This is a genomic window from Paraburkholderia sp. BR10872 (assembly GCF_040965835.1).
GTDB lineage: Bacteria > Pseudomonadota > Gammaproteobacteria > Burkholderiales > Burkholderiaceae > Paraburkholderia > Paraburkholderia nodosa_A.
Genome location: NZ_JBFRCN010000021.1, coordinates 79,485 through 99,974 on the forward strand (window position 1 = coordinate 79,485; position 20,490 = coordinate 99,974).

Consider the following 20,490-nt stretch of genomic DNA (forward strand, 5'->3'; position numbering starts at 1 on the left):
GCAGTCCCGTTCGTGGACTGCATGTGCGGCTTTTTAATTGCTTATCGACACTGTAAAGCGCTTTGCGCTCACGGCTCGACGTAATGCATTTCCGGCGATTCGCCCATCAGCAGCGGGCGATTGGCGTCGGCGGCTGCGCGCAGATAGTCCCAGAGCGACGTGATGCGCCGGAGCTTGCGCAAGTCCTCGCGGCTGCACAGCCAGAAGCGCCGCGTCACCACGACTTCGTCGGGCAGGATCGACACGAGGCGTGGGTCCGGTTCGGCCATGAAGCAAGGCAGGATGGCGAGCGCGCTGCCCTGCAGCGCAGCATGGTATTGCGCGATCACGCTGGTGCTGCACAGGTTTGCGCTCACGTTCGGCGCTGTGCGTTCGAGATAGAGCAGTTCGTGGCTGAACGCCAGATCGGCGACATAGCTGATGAAGGCGTGATTGCGCAGATCGGCGGGTGTGCGTATGCGCGCGTGGCGCTCGAGATAGGCCGGCGTGCCGTACAGGCGCAACCGGTAGTCGCATAGCTTCGTGTAGACGTACTGTCCGCGCTCGGGGCGTTCCAGCATGATCGCGAGGTCGGCCTCGCGCTTCGAAAGGCTCACGAAATGCGGCACCGGCAAGAGGTCGATCGACATGTCGGGATGCTGGCCCGTGAAGCGCGCCAACTGCGGGGCAAGAAAGAAGCAGCCGAAACCCTCCGTCGAACCCACGCGCACATGGCCAGAGAGCGATTGCGCGCCGATCGCGAACTGCTCGCTGGCCGATTGCACCGTGGTTTCCACCGCATCCGCGTAGGCCAGCAGCCGCTGGCCTTCAGCCGTCAGCACGAAGCCGCCCGAACGCGATTTGTCGAACAGGACAGTGCCTAGCGCTGCCTCCAGCTCGCGCACCCGGCGTGCAACCGTGGTGTGGTCGACGCCCAGGCGCTTCGCGGCGCCGCTCGCACGCTGCGTGCGAGCGACTTCCAGGAAGTAGCGCAGATCGTCCCAGTTCAGTGTCTCCATGCTGCTCGTTGTGTTTTTTTGCATATCGGATGGGCTTTTTCATCTCTATGCCGTGGATATTCGAATAACTATACTCGTTGGACAAGGCGACTGAAACAGACACGGTCGCAGGACAACAAGGATGGAGACAGACGATGCAAATGCAGTCGTTCCCCGCGCGGGCGCCGCAGGCATGCACACAGGCGCGTCCGTGCTCAGCAGGACTCTCCTTTACCTCGCCCAGTTCCATTCCCGGCACGCTCGATATCTCCGCATGCATTTGCACAGCGTGCTTGAGTGCGTGCTGCGATTGAAGATTTCACCGACTCCGCATATTTCGCTATATCCGGCCACGGCCGGCCCGTTCGAATCCATCAGGGAGAGTTCAAGATGAACGCAGTGACCCAGGCATCCAACGCGCAAGTTTCCACCGTCAAGCTGCTCATCGACGGCGAGTTCGTCGAATCGAAAACGAAGGAATGGCGCGACATCGTCAATCCGGCCACGCAGGAAGTGCTCGCGCGCGTGCCGTTCGCGACCGTCGAGGAAGTGGATCGGGCCGTGAAGGCCGCGCACGCCGCGTTCGCCACGTGGAAGAACACGCCGCTCGGCGCGCGCCTGCGCATCATGCTCAAACTGCAGGCCTTGATTCGCGAGCATATGCCGCGCATCGCGCAGACGCTCACCGCCGAGCAGGGCAAGACGCTGCCCGACGCCGAGGGCGACATCTTCCGCGGCCTCGAAGTGGTCGAGCACGCCTGCTCGATCGGCACGCTGCAGCAAGGCGGCTTCGCAGAGAACGTCGCAGGCGGCGTGGACACCTATACGCTGCAGCAGCCGCTAGGCGTGTGTGCCGGCATCACGCCGTTCAACTTCCCTGCGATGATTCCGCTGTGGATGTTCCCGATGGCGATCGTCTGCGGCAATACGTTCGTGCTCAAGCCTTCGGAGCAGGACCCGCTCTCGACCATGCAGCTCGTCGAACTCGCCATCGAAGCGGGTATTCCGAAGGGCGTGCTCAACGTCGTGCACGGCGGCAAGGAAGTCGTCGACGCGATCTGCACGCACGAACTCGTGAAGGCGATTTCGTTCGTCGGCTCGACGGCCGTGGGTACGCACGTTTATCGTCTGGGCAGCGAGCACGGCAAGCGCGTGCAGTCGATGATGGGCGCGAAGAATCACGCTGTCGTGCTGCCCGATGCGAATCGCGAGCAGGCGCTCAATGCGCTGGTCGGCGCGGCGTTCGGCGCGGCCGGTCAGCGCTGCATGGCGACTTCGGTGGCCGTGTTCGTGGGCGCCGCGCAGCAATGGGTGGACGAGCTGGTGGAAAAGGCGAAGACCCTCAAGGTCAATGCGGGCCATGAGGCGAAGACCGACGTCGGACCGGTCGTTTCGCGCACCGCAAAAACGCGCATTCTCGGCCTGATCGACTCGGGCGTGAAGCAAGGCGCAACGCTCGCACTGGATGGCCGCGACGTGAAGGTGCCCGGCTACGAGAACGGCAACTTCGTCGGCCCCACGGTGTTCACGAACGTGAAGACCGACATGGACATCTACACGAACGAGATCTTCGGGCCGGTGCTCGTGGTGCTCACGGCCAGGACACTCGATGAAGCGATCGCCATCGTCAATGCGAATCCGTTCGGCAACGGCGTGGGCCTCTTCACGCAGAGCGGCGCGGCGGCGCGCAAGTTCCAGAGCGAGATCGACATTGGCCAGGTCGGCATCAACATTCCGATTCCGGTGCCGGTGCCGTATTTCAGCTTCACGGGTTCGCGCGGCTCGAAGCTCGGCGACCTGGGCCCGTACGGCAAGCAGGTCGTGCAGTTCTACACGCAGACCAAGACGGTCACCGCGCGCTGGTTCGACGACGCGACCGTGAGCGACGGCGTGAACACGACGATCAGCCTGCGCTGAAGCGCTGCCCGCGATAAACATGGAGTACTGAACAATAAGGGAGAAAGGCTCATGAAAATCGGATTTGTCGGGCTGGGCCACATGGGCGCGCCGATGGCGCTCAACCTGCTCAAGGCGGGACATACGGTGACGGTGTTCGACTTGAGCGCGAGCGCGATGCAAGCGCTCGCCGAGGCCGGTGCGCAGAAGGCCGCATCGGCGAAGGCGGCGGCAAGCGGCGCGGAGTGGGTCATCACGATGCTGCCCGCTGCGGCACACGTGCGAAGCGTGCTCACTGCGGAAGACGGCGTGCTGGCGGGCGTTGGGAAGGGCGTGACGATCATCGATTCGAGCACGATCGATCCCGCGAGCGTCAAGGAGTTCGCGAAGCTGGCGCAGGCGCAGGGGAACGCGTTCGTCGATGCGCCGGTGTCGGGCGGCACGGGCGGCGCGGAGGCGGGCACGCTCACCTTCATGGTGGGCGGCAGCGCCGCGCACTACGAGAGCGTGAAGCCGGTGCTCCTGGGCATGGGCAAGAACATCGTCCATTGCGGCGAGACGGGCACGGGGCAGGTGGCGAAGATCTGCAACAACCTCGTGCTGGGCGTCACGATGGCCGGGGTGGCCGAAGCGATGGCGCTAGGCGAGGCGCTCGGCATCGATCCGAAAGTGCTGGGCGGCATCATGAACACGTCCACAGGCCGCTGCTGGAGTTCGGATACGTACAACCCGTATCCGGGCGTGATCGAGACGGCGCCTTCTTCGCGCGGCTACACAGGCGGTTTCGGCACGGACCTCATGCTCAAGGACCTGGGTCTCGCCACCGACGCTGCCAAAGGTGTGCATCAGCCCGCGTACATGGGGGCGCTTGCGCAGCAACTGTATCAGGCGATGAGCAGCCACGGCGACGGCAAGCTCGACTTCTCGGCGATCATCAAGCTGTATCGCGCGGAGAAAAGTTGAGGCGCGTTGTTTCGAGTCGCGAAAGGCGCGCTGCGAAGCGCGCTTTTTTTTGACCGTACTTTTCAGGCCTTGATGCGCGCCTCGACACGCGCGAAGAGCCGCTTGAACCAGACACGGAGCAGCGCGTTCGAAGGCGCGAGCGCGGTGGAGCAGGCAAGAATGCGATAGACATCGTTGCGCGTGACCTTCGAGGTCTTCGCGGGATCGAGCCAGTCGTCGTTGTCGACGAGGCGTTCGAGCGTTTCGAGGCCGATGAGAATGGGCCACAGGCAGGCGAGCCGCAGACGCACCGAAAAGCGCGGCAGCGCGAACGTATAGTCGATGGCCGCGCGGAAATGATCGAGCGAGATACGCACGAGTTCGAGCATGATCGGCCGTGCGCGCGCCGAGGCGCCGGGCTGCATCAGGTCCTGCGCGGTGAGCCCCGCCTGGGCCAGCATCGAAGCGGGCAGATAGCAGCGGCCAATGCGCAGATCCTTGCCGCAGTCCCGCAGCACGTTCACCATCTGCAACGCCTTGCCGAAGCGGATGCCGCGCGTGTACATGGTTTGTTCCAGCGAGGGCGCGAGCGTGCCGGGCAAGTGCATGTAGGTCATCTTCGTCCAGAACTCGCCTACGCAGCCCGCCACGAGATAGGTGTAGCGGTCGAGTTCGTCCCACGTGTTGAGCGCGGCCACCTGGCCCGAGCGCTCGTCGGGGAACGTGCGTAGATCGAATTCCATGCCTTCGGTGAGCGTCGTGACGATCCCGCGCACGGCCTGGCGGTCGGCTTGGTCGAGTTGCGCGAGCACGTCGAGCGCGCTGCCCAGCGATTCGAGCAGCAGCTTCTCGTCCGATTGCGTTTGCTGGCCCGCGACCTCTCCCGCGAGATCGGCGAGCAGGGTGTCATGGTTCGTCGCGCCGTTCACGCGCTCGCGCAGCGCGAGCAGCAGGGCGAGCCGCCGCTCGGGCGGGATCAGCGCGGTGTCGGCAATGGTGTCGGCGGCGCGCGCGAGCAGATAGGCTTCGCCCACGGGGTCGCGCATGCCGGCGGGCAGCACGCGCATCGTGAGGTAGAACGAACGGGAAACGCCTTTGAGCAACGGGCCCAACAGGAAGGCCCGGGTAGTATTCTGCATGTCGGATAGGGGCAGCGGGGGACGGATCGAACGCAGCCGCATTGTATCGTGGACGAAGGAGACTAGGCCCGTTGAGACCCGAACGCGCGTTTTACGACCTCCAGGTGCGTTTCGCGCGCACGGCGGCGCGCCTCGCGGACATCCCGCTCGCGGCGGCGTTGCTCGACTGCACGAATCTTTATGTGCGCTTCGGCGCGGGACGCACCTTCGATCGCACGCACCCGCTGTGGGCCGGCTATCTCGATGGTCTCGATGAGCACGCAAGCGTTGCTGAGCAGTGCGAGTGGACGTGGCGTTACCTGCAGCGCTGCCCAACGCATCAGGCGGCGCCTGCGGTCGACCAGACGGCTGGCTGTTTCTCTTACGCGCAGGAACCGCATGGCGGGGTGCGCCTGCATTTCAATACTCGAACCGACAACGGCATGTCGCCGCTCAATTCCCGGCAACTTGCCGAGCGGCAAGGCGAGTTGCGGACCTTGATCGACCAGTTGTGCGGGCAACTGCGCGAAAGCGGTCGCGGGTCGAGCGACGTGCTCGTCCACGGCACTTCCTGGCTGTACAACGTGCCCGCTTACCGGCGGATCTTTCCCGCGGCCTATATCGCAAGCGCGCAGCCCGTCGCCCGCCTGCGTGCGCTTTCGCTTTGGGGCCAATTTCTCGACCGTAACGGCTGCGTGCGCAACGGCGCAGCCACGATGCTGCTCGCGCGTATCGAACGCGCAGGTGCCTTCGCCGATCTCTTGTCTTGCTTTCCCTTACAGGCACTCGCGGTACAGGCGAGCGTCGAGGTGTTTGCCGATAGAAAGCGAACGTAACCGGTACGGTTACCAAAAATTCTTCAAGGTGACCGTGACAGTGTGCGAGAGAGAGGAGATCGAAAGCCGCTGCATGTACGCAGGGTATTGGCGTAGCGCGGAAATGGATGCGTGCGAAACGACCGTACAGGGCCGCAGCGCAATATTGATGAAAGTAATCCCTGTAATGCAGGGGTAACGCGCACACCGCGCCCAGCGCACTAGACTCCGCCGATGCTTTCGTAACGGAGCGACGCACATGTCCTCGTCCCCGGCTCTTGCCATTCATTCCCTGCGCGATTTCGAGCTGACTGCGGACGGCCAGTACCTGATGGTGAACGGCAATCAGCCGGATAGCGTCGCGCTGCATTGCTCGGTGATGCATGAACTGCTCGCCGCACTTTCCAACGCGATTGGCCGCTCCGAGCGCATTCGCCACAAGACCGCTAGCGTGAAATTCACCATGCCTTGCGAGGCCTGGGAGGTCGGGCGTGAGTCGGGCGACGTGCAGCATCTCGTTGTGAGTTTTCGTCTGCCTGGCGGCGCCGAACTGTCGTTCCGTCTGCAGCCTGCGCAGGCCGTACACATGACCGAGGTGCTCTCGCTCGCAACAGGGCTCGCGAAGATGCGCCTGCCTGGCCGCGCGAGCATGCAATAGGCGTGGCGCGCCGGCCTCGCCTGGCGCACTCGTTGTACACCCCGCATCCGTGGATGCCGGCCGCGCGCGTCTCGCGCCGGTCATGGCGCATTCGGCACTCTCACGGCTCCTTCGTTGGCTTCACATTCGACCTCCCGCATGACGGCATCAACTACCACGGCGCGCTATGCACGCGCACTGACTCTCGCCGGCTTCGGCATCGGCGTGACCGCTGCGGCGCACGCCACCGAGCCCTTCGTGGTCCAGGACATCCGCATCGACGGGCTGACGCGCATCGAGCCGGGCACCGTGTTCGCCTATCTGCCGATCAAGCAGGGCGAGCCCTTCACCGACGACAAGGCCTCCGACGCCATTCGCGCGCTCTACGCGACGAGCCTCTTCAGCGACGTGCGCATTTCCACGCAGGGCGGCACCGTGATCGTGCAGGTGCAGGAGCGGGCCGCCATCGGCACGATCGATTTCGCGGGGATCAAGGAATTCGATAAGGATAACTTGACGAAGGCGCTCAAGTCGGTCGGGCTCGCGCCGGGCCAGAGCTACGACAAGGCGCTCGTCGACAAGGCGGAGCAGGAGCTCAAGCGCCAGTACCTCACGCGCGGCTACTATGCGGCCGAAGTCACGACGACGGTCACGCCGATCGACCGCAATCGCGTCGGGTTGCTGTTCTCCGTGGTCGAAGGGCCGAGCGCGAAGATTCGCCAGATCAATTTCATCGGCAACAACACGTTCAGCGGCGGCACGCTGCTCGATGAAATGCAGCTTTCCACGCCGAACTGGTTCTCGTGGTACACGAAGAACGACCTGTACTCGAAGGAAAAGCTCACGGGTGACCTCGACAACGTGCGCTCGTACTATCTCGATCGTGGCTATCTGGAGTTCAATATCGATTCGACGCAGGTTTCGCTGTCACCCGACAGGAAGGACATGTACCTGACGATCGGGATTCACGAGGGTGAGCCCTATACGATCTCGAGCGTGAAGATGGCCGGCAATCTGCTTGACCGCGAGGCCGAGTTGAAGAAGCTCGTGGGCGTCAAGCCGGGGCAGCGCTTTTCGGCGCAAAAGCTCAAGGACACGACCAAGGCGATCGTCGACAAGCTCGGCGAATACGGCTACGCATTCGCGACCGTGAACGCGCTGCCGGAAATCGACCAGAAGGACCACACGGTTGCGCTCACGCTGCAGGTCGATCCGAGCCGACGCGTGTACGTGCGGCGCGTGAACGTCACCGGCAACACACGCACGCGCGACGAAGTCGTGCGCCGCGAAATGCGCCAGCTCGAAAGCTCGTGGTTCGATTCGAACCGCCTCGCGCTCTCGAAGGATCGCGTCAACCGCCTTGGCTACTTCACCGACGTGGACGTGACCACGGTGCCGGTGGAAGGCACGCCGGACGAGGTGGACGTGAACGTGAAAGTGACCGAGAAGCCCACCGGCACGCTTTCGCTGGGCCTCGGCTATGGTTCGGGCGAAGGGCCGATCATCTCGGCGGGCATTTCGCAGGACAATGTGTTCGGCTCGGGCAACAGCCTCTCGCTAAACGTGAATACGGCCACGACATACCGTACGCTCTCGGTCACGCAGGTCGATCCGTATTTCACGGTGGACGGCATCAAACGCATTACTGACGTCTACTACCGCACGACCGAGCCGCTTTACTACTCGAGCACGAACGACACGAGCTTTCGCATCATTTCCTATGGAGCGGACATGAAGTTCGGCATTCCGTTCTCCGAGACCGACATGGTGTATTTCGGCCTCGGCGTCGAGCAGGACCGCCTCGATGTCGATGCCAACACGCCGCAGACCTATAAGGACTACGTGAACGATTTTGGCCGCGTCTCGAACACGGTGCCGCTTACCGTGGGCTGGTCGCGCGACAACCGCGACAGCGCGCTGGTGCCGAGCCGCGGCTACTACGCGCAGGCCAATGCCGAATACGGCACGCCGGCGGGCACGCAGTACTACAAGGGCGATGCGCAAATGCAGTATTACTACTCATTTGCGCGCGGCTTCGTGCTGGGGTTGAACTTCCAGGGTGGCTACGGCAATGGTTTGGGTGGCAAGCCGTATCCGATCTTCAAGAACTACTACGCGGGCGGTATCGGTTCGGTGCGCGGCTATGAGTCGGGTTCGCTCGGGCCGCGCGACACTACGACGAACGATCCTATCGGCGGATCGAAGATGGTGGTGGGGAATATCGAGTTGACGTTTCCGCTGCCGGGCACGGGGTATGACCGCACGCTGCGTGTATTCACTTTCGTGGATGGCGGTAATGTGTGGGGTACCGAAGGCAGCAGCACCGGGGCGAACGGCTTGCGTTACAGCTATGGCGCGGGGCTTGAATGGATCTCGCCGATCGGGCCGCTCAAGCTTGATCTGGGGTTCCCGATCGTCAGGCACGCCGGTGATCAGTATCAGAAGTTTCAGTTTCAGATTGGGACTTCGTTCTGAGTTTTTTTTGCGGCTTTGGCCTTTCCTTGTTTTCGTGGCGGTATGCAGGCGTTGCCCCTGTGCGGGTAAATCGTCTTGTTTACTTCGTGTTCTAGCGTATCATGTAAGACACAAACCCATTGAAAATCAAGGATTTAGTGCGCATTATGCGCGCCTAGCGCGTGTGAGTTCACATGCGTACATTGTCCTGAAATTGTCCAAAGGGATACGCAGATGGCAAACCACGAAAAATTCAAGATTGACCGCGCGTTCATGCGCGCACTCGACCGCGCGCTTCCGCGCGAATATGCGTGCGCCGTGCTGAAGGGCTTCGGCGTGCGCGTCGCGGTCAACGGCACGGTCACGTTCACCTATCGCTATCTGGACGCGACCGGCAAGCCCAAGCGCGTCACGGTCGGGCGTTACCCCGACATTGAACCCGGCGACGCCCGCGAGAAGGCGAAGGGGCACGCCGCGCTGACCGACCTGAAAAACGATCCGCTCGCCGTGCGACTGGCGAAGTCCGAAGCCCGCGCCGCCGCACAGAAAAAGGTCGGCACGCTGACGCTCGGCGAATTCCTGACGCAGCGCTATGACGGTCACCTTCGAACGCATGGCCGAAGCGGCACGCGCAACGCCGACATGATCCGCGCGGCGTTCCCCGACATGCTCGACACCGACCTGACCGCGATCACGGCGTGGGATATCGAAAAATGGCGCGCCGAACGCCTGAACGCGGGCACGAAGCCCGCGACCTGCAACCGGATCATTAACGCACTGCGCGGCGCGTTCAGCCGTGCCGTCGAATGGGAGATCATCGAGGCGCACCCCATGCGCACCGTGAAGAAGCAACGCGAGCCGGAACCGGACGGCGACCGTTACCTTCTGCCCGACGAAGAACGGCGTCTTCGCGACGCCCTCGACGCCTACGACGAAACCGTTCGCGACGAACGGCGCAAGCTCGCCCGCCGTCTTCACCGTATCGAAGCCGCGCGCACCTATGGCGACGCCACGAAACCCGCCGTTCTGCTTTGCCTGAACACGGGCGCGCGTCGCGGCGAAGTCCTGAAGCTTCAATGGCGTCACGTTGACCTCGACGGCGCGCGCGTGACCTTTCCCGGCGCGAACACGAAGAACGCGAAATCCCGTGTGCTGGCACTGAACCGCGAGGCGCTCGCCGTGCTGGGCGCGTGGCGCGCACAGTGTCCTGACGAAGCCGTGTTCGTGTTCCCGAACGAAACCGGCAAGGCTCCCCTGCGTGAACTCAAGGCATGGCCCAAAGTCCGCGACGCCGCGAACATTGCGCGCCTTCGCTTCCGGCTTCACGACGCACGGCACCACGCAGCAAGCCGCCTTGTCATGGCGGGCGTTGACCTGTTCAGCGTCAGCCGCGTGCTGGGCCATGCCGACACGCGCATGACCGCCCGATACAGCCACCTGTCGCCCGAACACATGCGCGACGTAATGGCGGCACTTGACACGCCGAACGAAATTGGTGCGCCCACCGTCGCGTCGAAGGCGGCATAGGGGAAAACCCCTTCCGTCCCGTATCGCACAAGCCCGCTTCGGCGGGCTTTTTTGCGTCACTACTGTCGCCGGTTATCGAAATCGACATTGGCATAACAAAAAGATCGAATCGAAAACATAAAAAAAAGCGATGAACGTGTTGCCGACACGTCGGCCCGTCGTCAGGGCGTCGGAGGGATTTTCTACGGGAAAACCCTACCGAAAAATCGTCGCAAAACATAAAAAGTTCCAACGAACTCGCGTCGCCCGCATTGCTTGTATGGTTCGCCGACATGCACGACGATTCTTCATGCGCCACATGCGCATTTCTGTAAACCGGATAGCGAGGAAGAAATGACGAATCGTAATAAGGCAGAAAATCAGGATACCGAACAAAACAATGACGCGCTTCCCGTCATGTTCACCGTCTCGCAACTTGCGAAGGCTAACAACTGCTCGCGCGGTCTGATCTACAAGATTTTGAAGTCGCCCGATGGTCCCGTGTGCGTCAAGCTCGGCGACAAGACGCTTGTTGAAGCGAGCGACTGGCGCGCCTACCTGAAGCGCAAGACCGTCACGCGCGACGCTATCGAAGAAGAAGCCGACGTTGCGTAGGGGGCGGTCATGAACGCCCCGAAAAAAGACGCCCGCGCGGCGGCGGGCGACGTTGAGAAAACGACCTGTGACGCGCACGTTAAACCGCCGCCCGTCAGCGCGCAACATTTGCGTGAACGCGTCGAACGTGCGATTGCGCTGAAGTTGCACGACGCCGAACGCAAGATGACGCCCCCGCAATGGCGCGAACACGGCGATTGGGTTCGCGCCTTGGTCGTTGAAAGTGCCCGCGACTGGCTTCGCTCGCAATCAGCGAAGGGGGGACTGTGAACGCCTATATCGCCGACGACGAATATGAAGCCGCTTTCGCGCGTGACGGGTTTGTGAAAGGCGGTCGCGAACGCGCGCAAGCGCGTCACGCGAACGGCAAAACGAAAGACATTGAAATTTGGGAGCCCAAAGTGATTAGCGCCGCCGAACTGCTCGCGTCGCCGCCTGAACCGATCCGCTATATCGTGCCCGGACTGTTGCCGCCCGGACTCGCCGTTATCGCTGGCAAGCCGAAGGGCGGCAAGTCGCTGATTGCCGCCGATTGGGGGCTTTCGAAGGCTTCAGGTCGCGCGGTTTGGGGCCGTGAAACGGTTCGCGGCGGCGTGTTGTATCTGGACCTCGAAAATTCGAAGCGCCGTATTTACGACCGCTATCTGAAGCTGAATCCTGACCTTGCCGACGTTCCTGACATGGGCTGGATTCTCGAATGGAAGCGCGGCAACCGCGCGGCGTTCGAACACTTGCTTGACACGCGCCCCGACGTTGCGATGGTCGTCATCGATATCTGGAAGAAGTTTTCCGGCATGCAACCGCGCGGCGTCGAACAGTACGACTTCGAAACCGACGAATTGCAGTGGCTCGCGAATCAGGCGAACGCCCGCGCAATCGTGATTCTGATCGTCATGCACACGGTCAAGACGCCGCCGCTTGACGGTGACCCGTTCAGCGCAATCAGCGGGTCGCAAGCCGTGACCGGCAACGCCGACGTTCTGTTTCTTCTTCGTCGTGAGGGCGACGTGACGAAGCTTTATCAGCGGGGCCGCGATAGCGGCGACGCGTGCCACGTCTTGCGCCTGGGCGACGACCTTCGTTTTCGTTACGTGTGCGAAGGCGACAACATGGCAAGCGATGACCAGATGCGCTATCTGACCGCGATCCATAGCGGGCATCGCATGCCTTCTGAACTGGCGGCAACGCTCGGCGTATCGAAACAGGCGGTAAGCCAGATGGTTCGCCGCCTTGTTGAAACCCGCCTGATAACCCTTCCGGGCGGTTTGCCAAGCCTGACGCCTGTCGCGCGTCAGATGGTCGAAGCGCTCGAAAGAAACCCGTAAGGGACTCTAGAGAGAGAGAGAGAGAGAGAGAGAGTCTTTTCTCTTTACTCGCTTTACTTATTTAACTTGATTGATTGGATTGATTGCATTGACTTGGTTGACTGTTCTTACAGGGTTGTATGGATGGTCAATCTTGTCAATACATACAACTAGTCAACCTCGTCAATCACTTTTTGGACAACGCATGAACGACGACCATCTTGAACCGGCGCAACGGCACAACAACGCGATTATGTGCTGTGCCGAAAACGCGCTTGACGCTGACGTTGCCGCATTTGTCCGCGCCGTGAAGGCGCGCGGTGGCGATCTGGTGCAATCGCAAAGCGGGCGCGGAGAATATTGGGTGAGTCTCGTTGACGAGAACGCGCGACCGCTCGCAATCCTGTTTTACGTTTCGCGCAATGGGAGCGTGACTCGCGTTTACCCGTGCGAAGCAATGACCGCGCAACGCGAAGGCGACAACGCGGCAACCGCATGAACGACCGCATTGACGCGACCGAACGCACGCTTCGCGATTGGTGCGAGCGCAACGGCTATCGCGTTTTCCCGACCGGCGAAGTGTCCGAATCGACGGCGGCGGCACTGTTGCGCTATAGCGGACCTAGCGCGCTTCGCATGCAAGCCAACGAAGGTCGGTCATGCGTGCCGTTCACCCTGGTCGGCGTGCGGCGTGTGTATGCATTGCGTCGCATTGCTGAGTATCTCTGTCGCGACCCGGGCGAAATTTGAAGGGGCGTTCGCGCAAGACGCGCAAAACGCGTTGGTGTCCGAACTGTTTCATGTGGAGCATGACACCCTAGACCGGCGAGCGTCGCCGGTCTTCTCTTAATCGAAGAAGGGGTGTGACATGAATGACAAAAGTCTTATTTTGATTCGTGCCGCTCGCGCGACCGCCGTACTGAAGGGCGACCCGGTAGCGGCGCAACGCTTCGCGGCGGCGCAATGGGGTCCGGGCAATGACGTTAGCGATTTTCTGAAGCGCGGCATTGTCGATACGGATTCGGTTCAACCGAACGGCGCGGTTCTTCGCGACTTGGGCGCGTTCCTGTTGCAACTGACCCGTCGCCGTAGTGCGCTCGGTCGTGTCGCCGCCGTCGTGCCGTTCCTGAACGTGCCGTTCAGTGCGCCGATTCTCGAAATGACGACCGAAGCACAAGCCGGTTGGACGCCCGAAACACAAAAAATCACCGCGTCGGGTCAGGCATTCAAGACGTTCGAAATGGACATTCTGAAGGTCGCGGGCATGTGCGTTTATTCGATGGAATTCCTGCGCGCGAGCGATGTGAACCTTGACGCCGCAATTCGTCGCGACCTGTCCCGCGCACTCGCGAAGGTCGAAGACGCGACGTTCTTCAACCCGGCGAACGATGGCGTCGTTGGCGCATCGCCCGCAAGCCCGTTCGCGGGTCGCACGGTCGCCGGAGACGGTAACGTCGCCGACGCAATCGCAAGCCTGTTCGAAGACGCTGACGAAGACGTGATTGCGGAAAGCGTGCTTTGCGTGAACCCGCTTGACGTGGGCGCTTTGATCGCGGCGGGCTATGGCCGCGACGGCGCGCTGACGGTCGAAGGCGGTTATTGCGCGGGTCTTCCGACCGTGACGGCTCCCGTGCCGCGTGGCTCGGTCGGCTATGTGTGCCCGCCCCTAATTGCAATGAGCGACGGCGGCGCGAACGTCGAAGCGGCGACGCAATCGACGGTCGAAGTCGTTGACGCTGACACGGGTGAAGTCACGATTCGTTCGCTGTGGGCCGAAAACTTGACCGCGTTGCGTGTGCTTCATTTCACGAACTGGCGGGTCGGTCGCGACGACGCGGCGAAGCTTGTCACGGGCGCAATCGACTAAGGGGCGAACATGGATATCGAAGACCTGAACGTGAACGAAGGCGCAATTGCCGAAGCGCTCGCCGAAGGTGTGCGCGTTGCCGTCGCCGAATTCGTCGCGACGCACGAACGCATGCCAGATGATGGCGAATTGGGCGCGCTTGTGTCGTGCGTGCGTGCCATCGTCAGCGCGCTTGTCGTTCACCCGAACAGCAACGTCGTTGACGTGACGCTTGACCATGACGACGCCGACCGGGCAACCGCGCGCCTGAGCGTGCTGTTCGATGACGGCGCGCGCGTTCGCATTGCGCTGGCGTCGCCGAAGCTTCAATGACACAGGGGAACGTCATGACCGAACGCATGAAAATGACTCGACTGCGGGTGATTGAACTCGACCCGGCAGTTTTCATGAAGTCAGCGGCAAAAGTTATCGCGCGGCAACTGTCCGGTAGTGTCGGCGAACTCACGCCGTCCGAAGTGAAGGCGGCGAGCCTTGACTACGTCGTGAAGTACATGCGCGATCACCTCGACAAGCTCGGCGGCGCGGCAATCGCGGGAATGGGGTTTGTCGACAACGACGAAGGCGTTCCGGCGCAAAGCCTGATTGTCCGCTTGTCGAACGGCTATGCGCTAATGCTTCCACCCAAGGCGAAGGAACACCTTTAAACCTGCCGCCCATACCTACCCTGACCCATGGGCCGGGTCAACCCGACCGGCCCGCCTACCGACCTGCAACTGACCGACCCGCGCACTTCACACACGCGCGCGGCATGGAGAGAAAGAACATGGACGCCCCTCTTATCATCGAACCGGCGCAAATGCGCCTGTATCGCACGGTTGCGGATTGCGCCGACATTTTCGGCGAGCGTCACGCAACGGCGCTGTTCAAGCTGGTCGAACTCGCCCGCAAGCAGGGTCAAGGCATCGCGGTTACCACGTTGCCTGATGGTCGCGGCGGCGAAGCGCTCGTTGCCAAGGCGCTTGGTGTTGGCGATTGGGCTTGCGTGAAGTAAGGCGCCCAACCGCAAAAGCCGTGACGCGCGGGGCTGACCGAAGGGCGGGGGGAGTCTTTAAAAAAGCTCGACGCTCGACGGAAACCGCGATGACTCTTTTAAAAAAATAAAACTCGACTTTTGGGGGTCTTTTCCCGACGCGGCGCGCAACGGAAAGGGCAAATCATTGTGCGCCGCAAGGGTATCTGACCATGCGCAGTCCCCGTATCCTCTCACCTTCGGCCCGCCGTCAATGGCGCGCTATCTGTCGCGACGCGACCGACGACCAACGCGACAATCCGGCCTGGCTCAATCTGCTGACCGTTTTCTGTGAAGCGTCAGACCGCGCCGACGTGGCGGCGGCAACGATCCGGCGCGAAGGCATCCTATCGACCGGTTGCCGTGGTGCGCGGGTCAGTCACCCGGCAGTTCGCGACCTTGTGCGGGCGAACCGCGACACGCTGACGGCGCATCGTTTGCTGTTCGGCAACCGGCGCAAACCGTGACCGCCTTCGCGTATGATTGAGCCGACCTGAACCCGTCATGACGTGGGCGGACTTCAGGCATTCCAGCGCTGACGCGCGCATGGGAAAGGCCGCGTGGGGCCGGTAGGATTGCCGCGCATCTTCGAATGCTCCATGTGAAGCCGTGACCGCCTAAAATGGCGGTCGCGGCTTTTTTCATTTCATGGAGTGGCGAACATGTCGGCGATTCCCACAATTTCATGGGTCACGCGAGAAAACCGCGCCCGCCTTGAAGCGCTCGCCGAAAGTCGCGGGCAATCAATCGAACGTTGCGCGGGTGACCTGCTCGCCGATGCACTCGACCGCCGCAAGGTCGCACCCGTCGAACTGCCGCCCACCTGTCAACCCGATTCGGTTGCACACGAAACCGCCCGCCGCCGCGCACAGGCCGAATCGACGCTTGCCGCCGCTGGCTATGACCCGAAGCGCTGGCGCGACGGCATCAAGCCATGACCGCCGCCCGCGTTTCGCTTCGTGTCCCGGTCACGCGCGACGCCCTTCGTGAAATCGACCGCCGCGCCGACGCCGCCAAGGTCACCCGCGAAGAAGTCGCCGCCGTGCTGATCGCGCAATCGCTGGAAGCGCCGACTGCCGAACTTCCGGGCACGTGCCCGGAAGTGCCGACCGCTTCCGACTTCAACCGCGCCGCGTGGCATGATGCGCTGACCGCGAACCCGCGCCTTGCCCCTGTCCTGTTGCGACTGCTCGGCGGCAAGCCGTGAATGACCCTCGCGCCTTATTTTTCAGGCGATTGACTGCGCCGATGCCTGAACGCCCGCAAGGTCAAAGGGGTGAACGTTTCGCGCACCTCTCGGCCGCACTGAGGGTGGCGCGCGATACCATACCGAAGGCAAGTTCCTGATTCGGCAAGTCACTTAACAAGACAAGGAGTGGCGAAAGGTGAGCGAAATGATTTGGCATCTAATAAAATTTTTCAACAAAAAACAGTATGCCGACGATTTTATAAAGGGAAAACTTCACCTTAAGCGGCTCGGCTATTTCAGGAATCTCGAAAGCGGTAAAAGCGACGGGCGACCCGATGCGAATGAAGCGCTTTCCCATTGGCTTCAGCCTGACGGGCTTCGCATCAAATTTTCGGTTCCGGGCATCGGTGAAACTGAAATTACGCATGCGGATTTGGCCGCTCCCGTTTCGATGTCCGTTGATTATCATAATCACCTGCATATCTTTTGCCTGTATGCGGTACACACAACGGGATTCGATTTAACGGACGGGAAGATTGATTGCGCCGAAGATGAAGTTACCGAACTGGAACGTCAGCTTAGGATCGACAGCCGGAATCTCGAATTTGGTGAATATGCTGTAATCACGCCCGCGCCCGTGTTCCTCGACAGAATGAAAAACCATCTTCAGACAAGGGGCGATTATTTCAGGGGAAGGCTGGTTGAATATTACGACGACAAAACGTTCAACGGCGAAATTCCAATAAGGGAAATTCCATTCTGGAAGCAAAAGCATTTTAGCTATCAAAATGAATTCCGGATTTGCATTGATTCCAAAACTGCGGGCGATAACCCTCTAAATCTGGAAATCGGGAATATCAGCGATATATGCGCATTAATTAATTCTTCTGAACTCAATGATTTATTAAAGTTGCAAGTATCCACGTCGGATTCACTCGGAAATATAAACGAAGATCAATAACGGGGGCGAAAATGGGCGGATTTTGGAGCGGTTTTTGGGGGCCATTCTTTACCTTCACAGGTAGCGTCATTGTTGCGGTCGTCGCCAACTTCATTGCGGAAGACTTTCGGCGCTTTCGTGACGGGTCGGCGCTCGCAAGTGCCATCGCTGGCGAGCTTGGCTCATACGCAATAGCGATACAGGAATTGAAAGCAAACGTGACGACGCTGGCGGAACAGGCCGAAGCGGGCAAGCAAATCCGCGTCGCGGACATCGAGTTGCCGCACGATTCGATTTATGAAAGCGCCGTGCCAAAGCTCGGTCTTCTTGGCGTTGAACTACCCGAAAAGGTCGCGCTGGCTTATGGGCGTATCCGTGCCTTCCGAACGCTTTACACGGTTATCGCGGGCGAGAAGGTGAAGACGGATGCGGCTGGCCTTGGCTGGCTCTACCGTCAATTGCTCGTCAAGCTGGCGGAAGCCGAAACCGAAGGTCGGCAAACCGTCACGTTGCTCCACGTACGCGCGAACGAAACGTTCTGTCATTCGCTGCGCGGGTCATGGGGAAGATGGCGCGAAACACGCTGTCGGACCTGAAATCAGGCCGCCGTGCCGCTCGCGCGGGTCGGGCTGCTGACGGGTAAATCCAGAAAAACCTATTCACTAGAGAGTTGCACGCCATGCCATATGTAAAGAGAGACTTGGGCGGCAAGATTGAATCTGTCGCGCCCTGCCAGCAGCCGAATTGGCCCGAAGAACTGCTACCCGATAACGACGAGGAACTGGTGGCGTTCATGGCGCAATTTCCTCCTTTACCGGCTGGATTGCCGACGGTCGAGGAAATGGAGAAACAGGCAGTTGAGCACGCTCGCATCGAAACCGAGACAAAGGCCCTCGGTGACGCGATTTTGCGTTTTCTGTCTCAGTGGGCAAACCTTGAAAACACCTGCAGCCGACTGTTCTATGACGTCGTGCATTGCTCGCCGCAGGAGAGCCATGTCGCTTACGCCATCTATCACGCGCTCGGCGGCTTCGAATCCCATCTAACGGTACTCGGTGCCGCACTTGAGCAGCTAATTGTCGAAAACACCGACTTGGAAGTACTTAAAGAGCCTTGGCGCAAGGTGTTGGATGCCCTGAGAAAAATCAAAGTGACCCGTAACTCCGTCGCGCATGGCAGCATCTCTACGATACTTCACAACAACCAGCGCTACGTTCGCCTTACGGCGCCATGGTTCGACGTAAAAAAGAATGCGGGGCAACTCCGAAATCACAATATTCCAGGCATCGATGGAAAAGCGCTGGAAGAGCGCTTGATATATCTGAACGGCGTAGCCAGTGCTGTGGGCCTTTTGGATAGGGCAATCGAGCAATACAGGAAATACGGCGACGGAGTATTGCCTCAGGCTGTCCTTGATATCAACTCCGCCCTTGGTCTGTTGAAGCGACCGGACTAGTACGCAAGTGGCGACGGCGGGCCAGCATGAACTGTGTCCCTCGCGTGGTTGGTGCGGCAATGGGTCCAAAGCCGTCACGGGGTGGCTACTCGCTCGCGCCGAAATCCCGCCTGACTTGTCCTCATATTGTCCTGAACGCAAATAAAAATGTCTTTCCCACACGCGTTCATGTCGCGCAAAGTCTTTCCTGACAAGGCTTCCGGCGATACAGCGTTGTTTTTCGTAATTTCCCCTGTGCGGGGCGGCACCTACTTTCTTTGCGGCGGCAAAGAAAGTAGGCAAAGAAAGCCGCTCAAACCGCCTGCGCCTGCCACGGTTCACATCTCGACGTACACGGTGAATGGCTCCGGAGCGTCCGCCATCTCGCACCTTCAAAGTTAGTGACAAGGCGCTCTTCCTTCCGGCGGCGCTACGCGCGCCGAAGGGCATAACCTAAAACCATTGGTACGCGTGCATTCTCGCGAATGCTCACGCGTGCCATCTGGTTTCCCATGCAGACGCGACCGCAGCGCGCGTAGCGAGCAGCGGGATGAATGACTGCCTTGTCACTAAGTTGGGTGGTGCGAGGTGACAGACGCTCCGGAGCCATTCACCATGTACGTCGAGATGTGAACTGTGGCAGGCATTAGCGGTTTGAGCGGCTTTCTTTGCCTACTTTCTTTGCCGCCGCAAAGAAAGTAGGTGCCGCCCCGCACAGGGGCAACGCCTGCATACCGACGCGAAAACAAGGAAAGGCCAAAGAACCCAGAACAAAGACAAAAAAAGCGGCCAATCAAATCAGCAACTCAAGCGAGTGATAAAGCCGCCTACGCTCAGGATTAGCAGAAGCCTCACCAGCATGAATCGCCTCCTTGAGGCACTCCAGAAAGCACTCAGCCGCAGCAGAAAGCGGCACACCACGCCGGGCAACCACGCTCACCACCGTGCGATCCACTTCCTCCTGAAGCGCGAGCGCACGCAAATTGTCGCGCGCAAACCGCGTTTCCACCAACGGCCACGGAAAAATACTCACCATATCCGTGTTCATGATAAGCCCCATCGCCACCACGAACGAGTGCGCTAAATGCACGTTGTTCGGCATCGGGAGACCGTGACGCAGGAAAACATCGTCGGCGATCATCTCCTTGCTGGCCGGGTCCCAGTTGAGCAACCATTCGCAATCCTGAAGTTCTTTCAGCGATTGCGCATGCGAGAGCGGATGGTCCTTGCGTACCACCACGGCCGACTCCGTGGCGAAGATCGGCGTCTGCGTGAATTCCGCATGCAGCGAAGCGGGCCCGGGCTTGCCTAGCGAAAAGTCGAGCGACCCGTCGCGCAGCCGCGGCATCACGATATTGAGCAGGCCCTCGTAGAACTCAAGCTGCATGCCGGGCATGCGCTCGCGAAACAGCGTGACGGCGTCGGGCAAAAAGGACAGGGCGAGCCACGGCGTCACCCCGATCGCGAGCTTGCCGCCGCCGCGCCCGCGCCGCGCATCGAGTTCGTCCTGGGCGCGCGACATCTGGTGCACGACCAGCCGCGCATGAACGAGCAGCGCCTGTCCCGCCTCCGTGAAGGCGATGCCGTTCGCATTGCGCGTGACGAGCGCGATTTGCTGCTCGGCTTCGAGCTCGCGTACCGCTTTCGTTGCCGCCGCCGGCGAGATGCCAAGCGCACGCGCGGCCGCACGAATGCTGCCGGTATCGGCCATGGCGACGAGCGCGCGGAACTGATGAAACTTCATAGGGATAACCCGAGTGCGCACTTCTGGTTGGCGGGCCAACTA

Annotated in this window: 24 protein-coding genes; 21 read left to right on the forward strand and 3 right to left on the reverse strand. The window is 60.9% G+C overall.

All coding sequences use genetic code 11. The features are described from left to right. Nucleotides 1-68 precede the first annotated feature (68 nt). On the reverse strand, nucleotides 69-1,022 hold the full coding sequence (locus tag AB4Y43_RS18220; RefSeq protein ID WP_069267472.1) for a LysR family transcriptional regulator: 954 nt from the start codon (nucleotides 1,020-1,022) through the stop codon (nucleotides 69-71). A 345-nt stretch (nucleotides 1,023-1,367) separates the two neighbouring features. On the opposite strand from AB4Y43_RS18220, the gene AB4Y43_RS18225 reads away from it, so the two are divergent. After that, nucleotides 1,368-2,894 carry a CoA-acylating methylmalonate-semialdehyde dehydrogenase gene (locus AB4Y43_RS18225; RefSeq protein WP_342946317.1) on the forward strand — a complete coding sequence of 509 codons (1,527 nt, stop codon included), beginning with the start codon at nucleotides 1,368-1,370 and terminating at the stop codon, nucleotides 2,892-2,894. Nucleotides 2,895-2,945: 51 nt separating this feature from the next. Further along, on the forward strand, nucleotides 2,946-3,836 hold the full coding sequence (gene mmsB, locus AB4Y43_RS18230) for a 3-hydroxyisobutyrate dehydrogenase (protein ID WP_368728447.1): 891 nt from the start codon (nucleotides 2,946-2,948) through the stop codon (nucleotides 3,834-3,836). 62 nt (nucleotides 3,837-3,898) lie between these two features. Here the strand turns inward: mmsB and AB4Y43_RS18235 are convergent, their stop codons facing one another. Further along, on the reverse strand, nucleotides 3,899-4,954 hold the full coding sequence (locus AB4Y43_RS18235; RefSeq protein ID WP_368618480.1) for a phytoene/squalene synthase family protein: 1,056 nt from the start codon (nucleotides 4,952-4,954) through the stop codon (nucleotides 3,899-3,901). Nucleotides 4,955-5,025: 71 nt separating this feature from the next. On the opposite strand from AB4Y43_RS18235, the gene AB4Y43_RS18240 reads away from it, so the two are divergent. From AB4Y43_RS18240 to AB4Y43_RS18330, 19 genes are all read left to right on the forward strand, one after another. After that, nucleotides 5,026-5,769, forward strand: coding sequence for a hypothetical protein (locus AB4Y43_RS18240; RefSeq protein WP_368728448.1), 744 nt, complete (start codon nucleotides 5,026-5,028; stop codon nucleotides 5,767-5,769). A gap of 238 nt (nucleotides 5,770-6,007) precedes the next feature. Next, nucleotides 6,008-6,406 (forward strand): hypothetical protein, encoded by a 399-nt coding sequence (locus tag AB4Y43_RS18245; protein WP_342946313.1) that lies wholly within the window; start codon nucleotides 6,008-6,010, stop codon nucleotides 6,404-6,406. 138 nt (nucleotides 6,407-6,544) lie between these two features. After that, on the forward strand, nucleotides 6,545-8,860 hold the full coding sequence (gene bamA, locus AB4Y43_RS18250) for an outer membrane protein assembly factor BamA (protein WP_083245500.1): 2,316 nt from the start codon (nucleotides 6,545-6,547) through the stop codon (nucleotides 8,858-8,860). Between the two features lie 213 nt (nucleotides 8,861-9,073). Next, nucleotides 9,074-10,366, forward strand: a complete 1,293-nt coding sequence (locus AB4Y43_RS18255) for a tyrosine-type recombinase/integrase (protein ID WP_368728449.1) — start codon at nucleotides 9,074-9,076, stop codon at nucleotides 10,364-10,366. A gap of 333 nt (nucleotides 10,367-10,699) precedes the next feature. Beyond that, nucleotides 10,700-10,960 carry a hypothetical protein gene (locus AB4Y43_RS18260; RefSeq protein ID WP_368728450.1) on the forward strand — a complete coding sequence of 87 codons (261 nt, stop codon included), beginning with the start codon at nucleotides 10,700-10,702 and terminating at the stop codon, nucleotides 10,958-10,960. Between the two features lie 9 nt (nucleotides 10,961-10,969). Then, nucleotides 10,970-11,230: a hypothetical protein gene (locus AB4Y43_RS18265; protein WP_368728451.1), complete on the forward strand. Its 261-nt coding sequence runs from the start codon at nucleotides 10,970-10,972 to the stop codon at nucleotides 11,228-11,230. Continuing rightward, complete coding sequence (locus AB4Y43_RS18270) at nucleotides 11,227-12,285, forward strand: AAA family ATPase (protein ID WP_368728452.1); 1,059 nt, start codon at nucleotides 11,227-11,229, stop codon at nucleotides 12,283-12,285. Before AB4Y43_RS18265 ends, AB4Y43_RS18270 begins: the two co-directional genes overlap by 4 nt. 88 nt (nucleotides 12,286-12,373) lie before the next feature. Then, the gene (locus tag AB4Y43_RS18275; protein ID WP_368728453.1) at nucleotides 12,374-12,763 is read left to right on the forward strand and encodes a hypothetical protein; all 390 of its coding nucleotides are present in this window, start codon (nucleotides 12,374-12,376) and stop codon (nucleotides 12,761-12,763) included. After that, nucleotides 12,760-13,014, forward strand: a complete 255-nt coding sequence (locus AB4Y43_RS18280; protein WP_368728454.1) for a hypothetical protein — start codon at nucleotides 12,760-12,762, stop codon at nucleotides 13,012-13,014. Before AB4Y43_RS18275 ends, AB4Y43_RS18280 begins: the two co-directional genes overlap by 4 nt. Before the next feature lie 118 nt (nucleotides 13,015-13,132). Further along, nucleotides 13,133-14,131 carry a phage major capsid protein gene (locus AB4Y43_RS18285; RefSeq protein ID WP_368728455.1) on the forward strand — a complete coding sequence of 333 codons (999 nt, stop codon included), beginning with the start codon at nucleotides 13,133-13,135 and terminating at the stop codon, nucleotides 14,129-14,131. A 9-nt stretch (nucleotides 14,132-14,140) separates the two neighbouring features. Next, entirely contained in the window at nucleotides 14,141-14,443 is a 303-nt protein-coding gene (locus AB4Y43_RS18290) for a hypothetical protein (protein ID WP_368728456.1), read from the forward strand. A 14-nt stretch (nucleotides 14,444-14,457) separates the two neighbouring features. Further along, on the forward strand, nucleotides 14,458-14,775 hold the full coding sequence (locus tag AB4Y43_RS18295) for a hypothetical protein (RefSeq protein WP_368728457.1): 318 nt from the start codon (nucleotides 14,458-14,460) through the stop codon (nucleotides 14,773-14,775). A 119-nt stretch (nucleotides 14,776-14,894) separates the two neighbouring features. Continuing rightward, nucleotides 14,895-15,122: a hypothetical protein gene (locus AB4Y43_RS18300; RefSeq protein ID WP_368728458.1), complete on the forward strand. Its 228-nt coding sequence runs from the start codon at nucleotides 14,895-14,897 to the stop codon at nucleotides 15,120-15,122. A gap of 191 nt (nucleotides 15,123-15,313) precedes the next feature. Next, nucleotides 15,314-15,607 carry a hypothetical protein gene (locus AB4Y43_RS18305; protein ID WP_368728459.1) on the forward strand — a complete coding sequence of 98 codons (294 nt, stop codon included), beginning with the start codon at nucleotides 15,314-15,316 and terminating at the stop codon, nucleotides 15,605-15,607. Nucleotides 15,608-15,802: 195 nt separating this feature from the next. Beyond that, nucleotides 15,803-16,078 carry a hypothetical protein gene (locus AB4Y43_RS18310; RefSeq protein ID WP_368728460.1) on the forward strand — a complete coding sequence of 92 codons (276 nt, stop codon included), beginning with the start codon at nucleotides 15,803-15,805 and terminating at the stop codon, nucleotides 16,076-16,078. After that, complete coding sequence (locus AB4Y43_RS18315) at nucleotides 16,075-16,347, forward strand: hypothetical protein (RefSeq protein WP_368728461.1); 273 nt, start codon at nucleotides 16,075-16,077, stop codon at nucleotides 16,345-16,347. Before AB4Y43_RS18310 ends, AB4Y43_RS18315 begins: the two co-directional genes overlap by 4 nt. Nucleotides 16,348-16,525: 178 nt before the next feature. After that, nucleotides 16,526-17,290, forward strand: a complete 765-nt coding sequence (locus AB4Y43_RS18320; RefSeq protein ID WP_368728462.1) for a hypothetical protein — start codon at nucleotides 16,526-16,528, stop codon at nucleotides 17,288-17,290. A gap of 11 nt (nucleotides 17,291-17,301) precedes the next feature. Next, the gene (locus AB4Y43_RS18325) at nucleotides 17,302-17,865 is read left to right on the forward strand and encodes a hypothetical protein (RefSeq protein ID WP_368728463.1); all 564 of its coding nucleotides are present in this window, start codon (nucleotides 17,302-17,304) and stop codon (nucleotides 17,863-17,865) included. A 104-nt stretch (nucleotides 17,866-17,969) separates the two neighbouring features. Beyond that, complete coding sequence (locus tag AB4Y43_RS18330) at nucleotides 17,970-18,725, forward strand: hypothetical protein (RefSeq protein WP_368728464.1); 756 nt, start codon at nucleotides 17,970-17,972, stop codon at nucleotides 18,723-18,725. 772 nt (nucleotides 18,726-19,497) lie between these two features. Here the strand turns inward: AB4Y43_RS18330 and AB4Y43_RS18335 are convergent. After that, nucleotides 19,498-20,448 carry a LysR substrate-binding domain-containing protein gene (locus AB4Y43_RS18335; RefSeq protein WP_028205070.1) on the reverse strand — a complete coding sequence of 317 codons (951 nt, stop codon included), beginning with the start codon at nucleotides 20,446-20,448 and terminating at the stop codon, nucleotides 19,498-19,500. Between the last annotated feature and the right edge of the window lie 42 nt (nucleotides 20,449-20,490).

What these genes read in the sequence shown, in the direction of transcription:
- AB4Y43_RS18220 (WP_069267472.1), bottom strand. Translation starts at nt 1,022, where the DNA reads ATGCAAAAAAACACAACGAGCAGCATGGAGACACTGAACTGGGACGAT.
- AB4Y43_RS18225 (WP_342946317.1), top strand. Translation starts at nt 1,368, where the DNA reads ATGAACGCAGTGACCCAGGCATCCAACGCGCAAGTTTCCACCGTCAAG.
- mmsB (WP_368728447.1), top strand. Translation starts at nt 2,946, where the DNA reads ATGAAAATCGGATTTGTCGGGCTGGGCCACATGGGCGCGCCGATGGCG.
- AB4Y43_RS18235 (WP_368618480.1), bottom strand. Translation starts at nt 4,954, where the DNA reads ATGCAGAATACTACCCGGGCCTTCCTGTTGGGCCCGTTGCTCAAAGGC.
- AB4Y43_RS18245 (WP_342946313.1), top strand. Translation starts at nt 6,008, where the DNA reads ATGTCCTCGTCCCCGGCTCTTGCCATTCATTCCCTGCGCGATTTCGAG.
- bamA (WP_083245500.1), top strand. Translation starts at nt 6,545, where the DNA reads ATGACGGCATCAACTACCACGGCGCGCTATGCACGCGCACTGACTCTC.
- AB4Y43_RS18255 (WP_368728449.1), top strand. Translation starts at nt 9,074, where the DNA reads ATGGCAAACCACGAAAAATTCAAGATTGACCGCGCGTTCATGCGCGCA.
- AB4Y43_RS18260 (WP_368728450.1), top strand. Translation starts at nt 10,700, where the DNA reads ATGACGAATCGTAATAAGGCAGAAAATCAGGATACCGAACAAAACAAT.
- AB4Y43_RS18265 (WP_368728451.1), top strand. Translation starts at nt 10,970, where the DNA reads ATGAACGCCCCGAAAAAAGACGCCCGCGCGGCGGCGGGCGACGTTGAG.
- AB4Y43_RS18280 (WP_368728454.1), top strand. Translation starts at nt 12,760, where the DNA reads ATGAACGACCGCATTGACGCGACCGAACGCACGCTTCGCGATTGGTGC.
- AB4Y43_RS18285 (WP_368728455.1), top strand. Translation starts at nt 13,133, where the DNA reads ATGAATGACAAAAGTCTTATTTTGATTCGTGCCGCTCGCGCGACCGCC.
- AB4Y43_RS18290 (WP_368728456.1), top strand. Translation starts at nt 14,141, where the DNA reads ATGGATATCGAAGACCTGAACGTGAACGAAGGCGCAATTGCCGAAGCG.
- AB4Y43_RS18295 (WP_368728457.1), top strand. Translation starts at nt 14,458, where the DNA reads ATGACCGAACGCATGAAAATGACTCGACTGCGGGTGATTGAACTCGAC.
- AB4Y43_RS18300 (WP_368728458.1), top strand. Translation starts at nt 14,895, where the DNA reads ATGGACGCCCCTCTTATCATCGAACCGGCGCAAATGCGCCTGTATCGC.
- AB4Y43_RS18305 (WP_368728459.1), top strand. Translation starts at nt 15,314, where the DNA reads ATGCGCAGTCCCCGTATCCTCTCACCTTCGGCCCGCCGTCAATGGCGC.
- AB4Y43_RS18310 (WP_368728460.1), top strand. Translation starts at nt 15,803, where the DNA reads ATGTCGGCGATTCCCACAATTTCATGGGTCACGCGAGAAAACCGCGCC.
- AB4Y43_RS18315 (WP_368728461.1), top strand. Translation starts at nt 16,075, where the DNA reads ATGACCGCCGCCCGCGTTTCGCTTCGTGTCCCGGTCACGCGCGACGCC.
- AB4Y43_RS18325 (WP_368728463.1), top strand. Translation starts at nt 17,302, where the DNA reads ATGGGCGGATTTTGGAGCGGTTTTTGGGGGCCATTCTTTACCTTCACA.
- AB4Y43_RS18335 (WP_028205070.1), bottom strand. Translation starts at nt 20,448, where the DNA reads ATGAAGTTTCATCAGTTCCGCGCGCTCGTCGCCATGGCCGATACCGGC.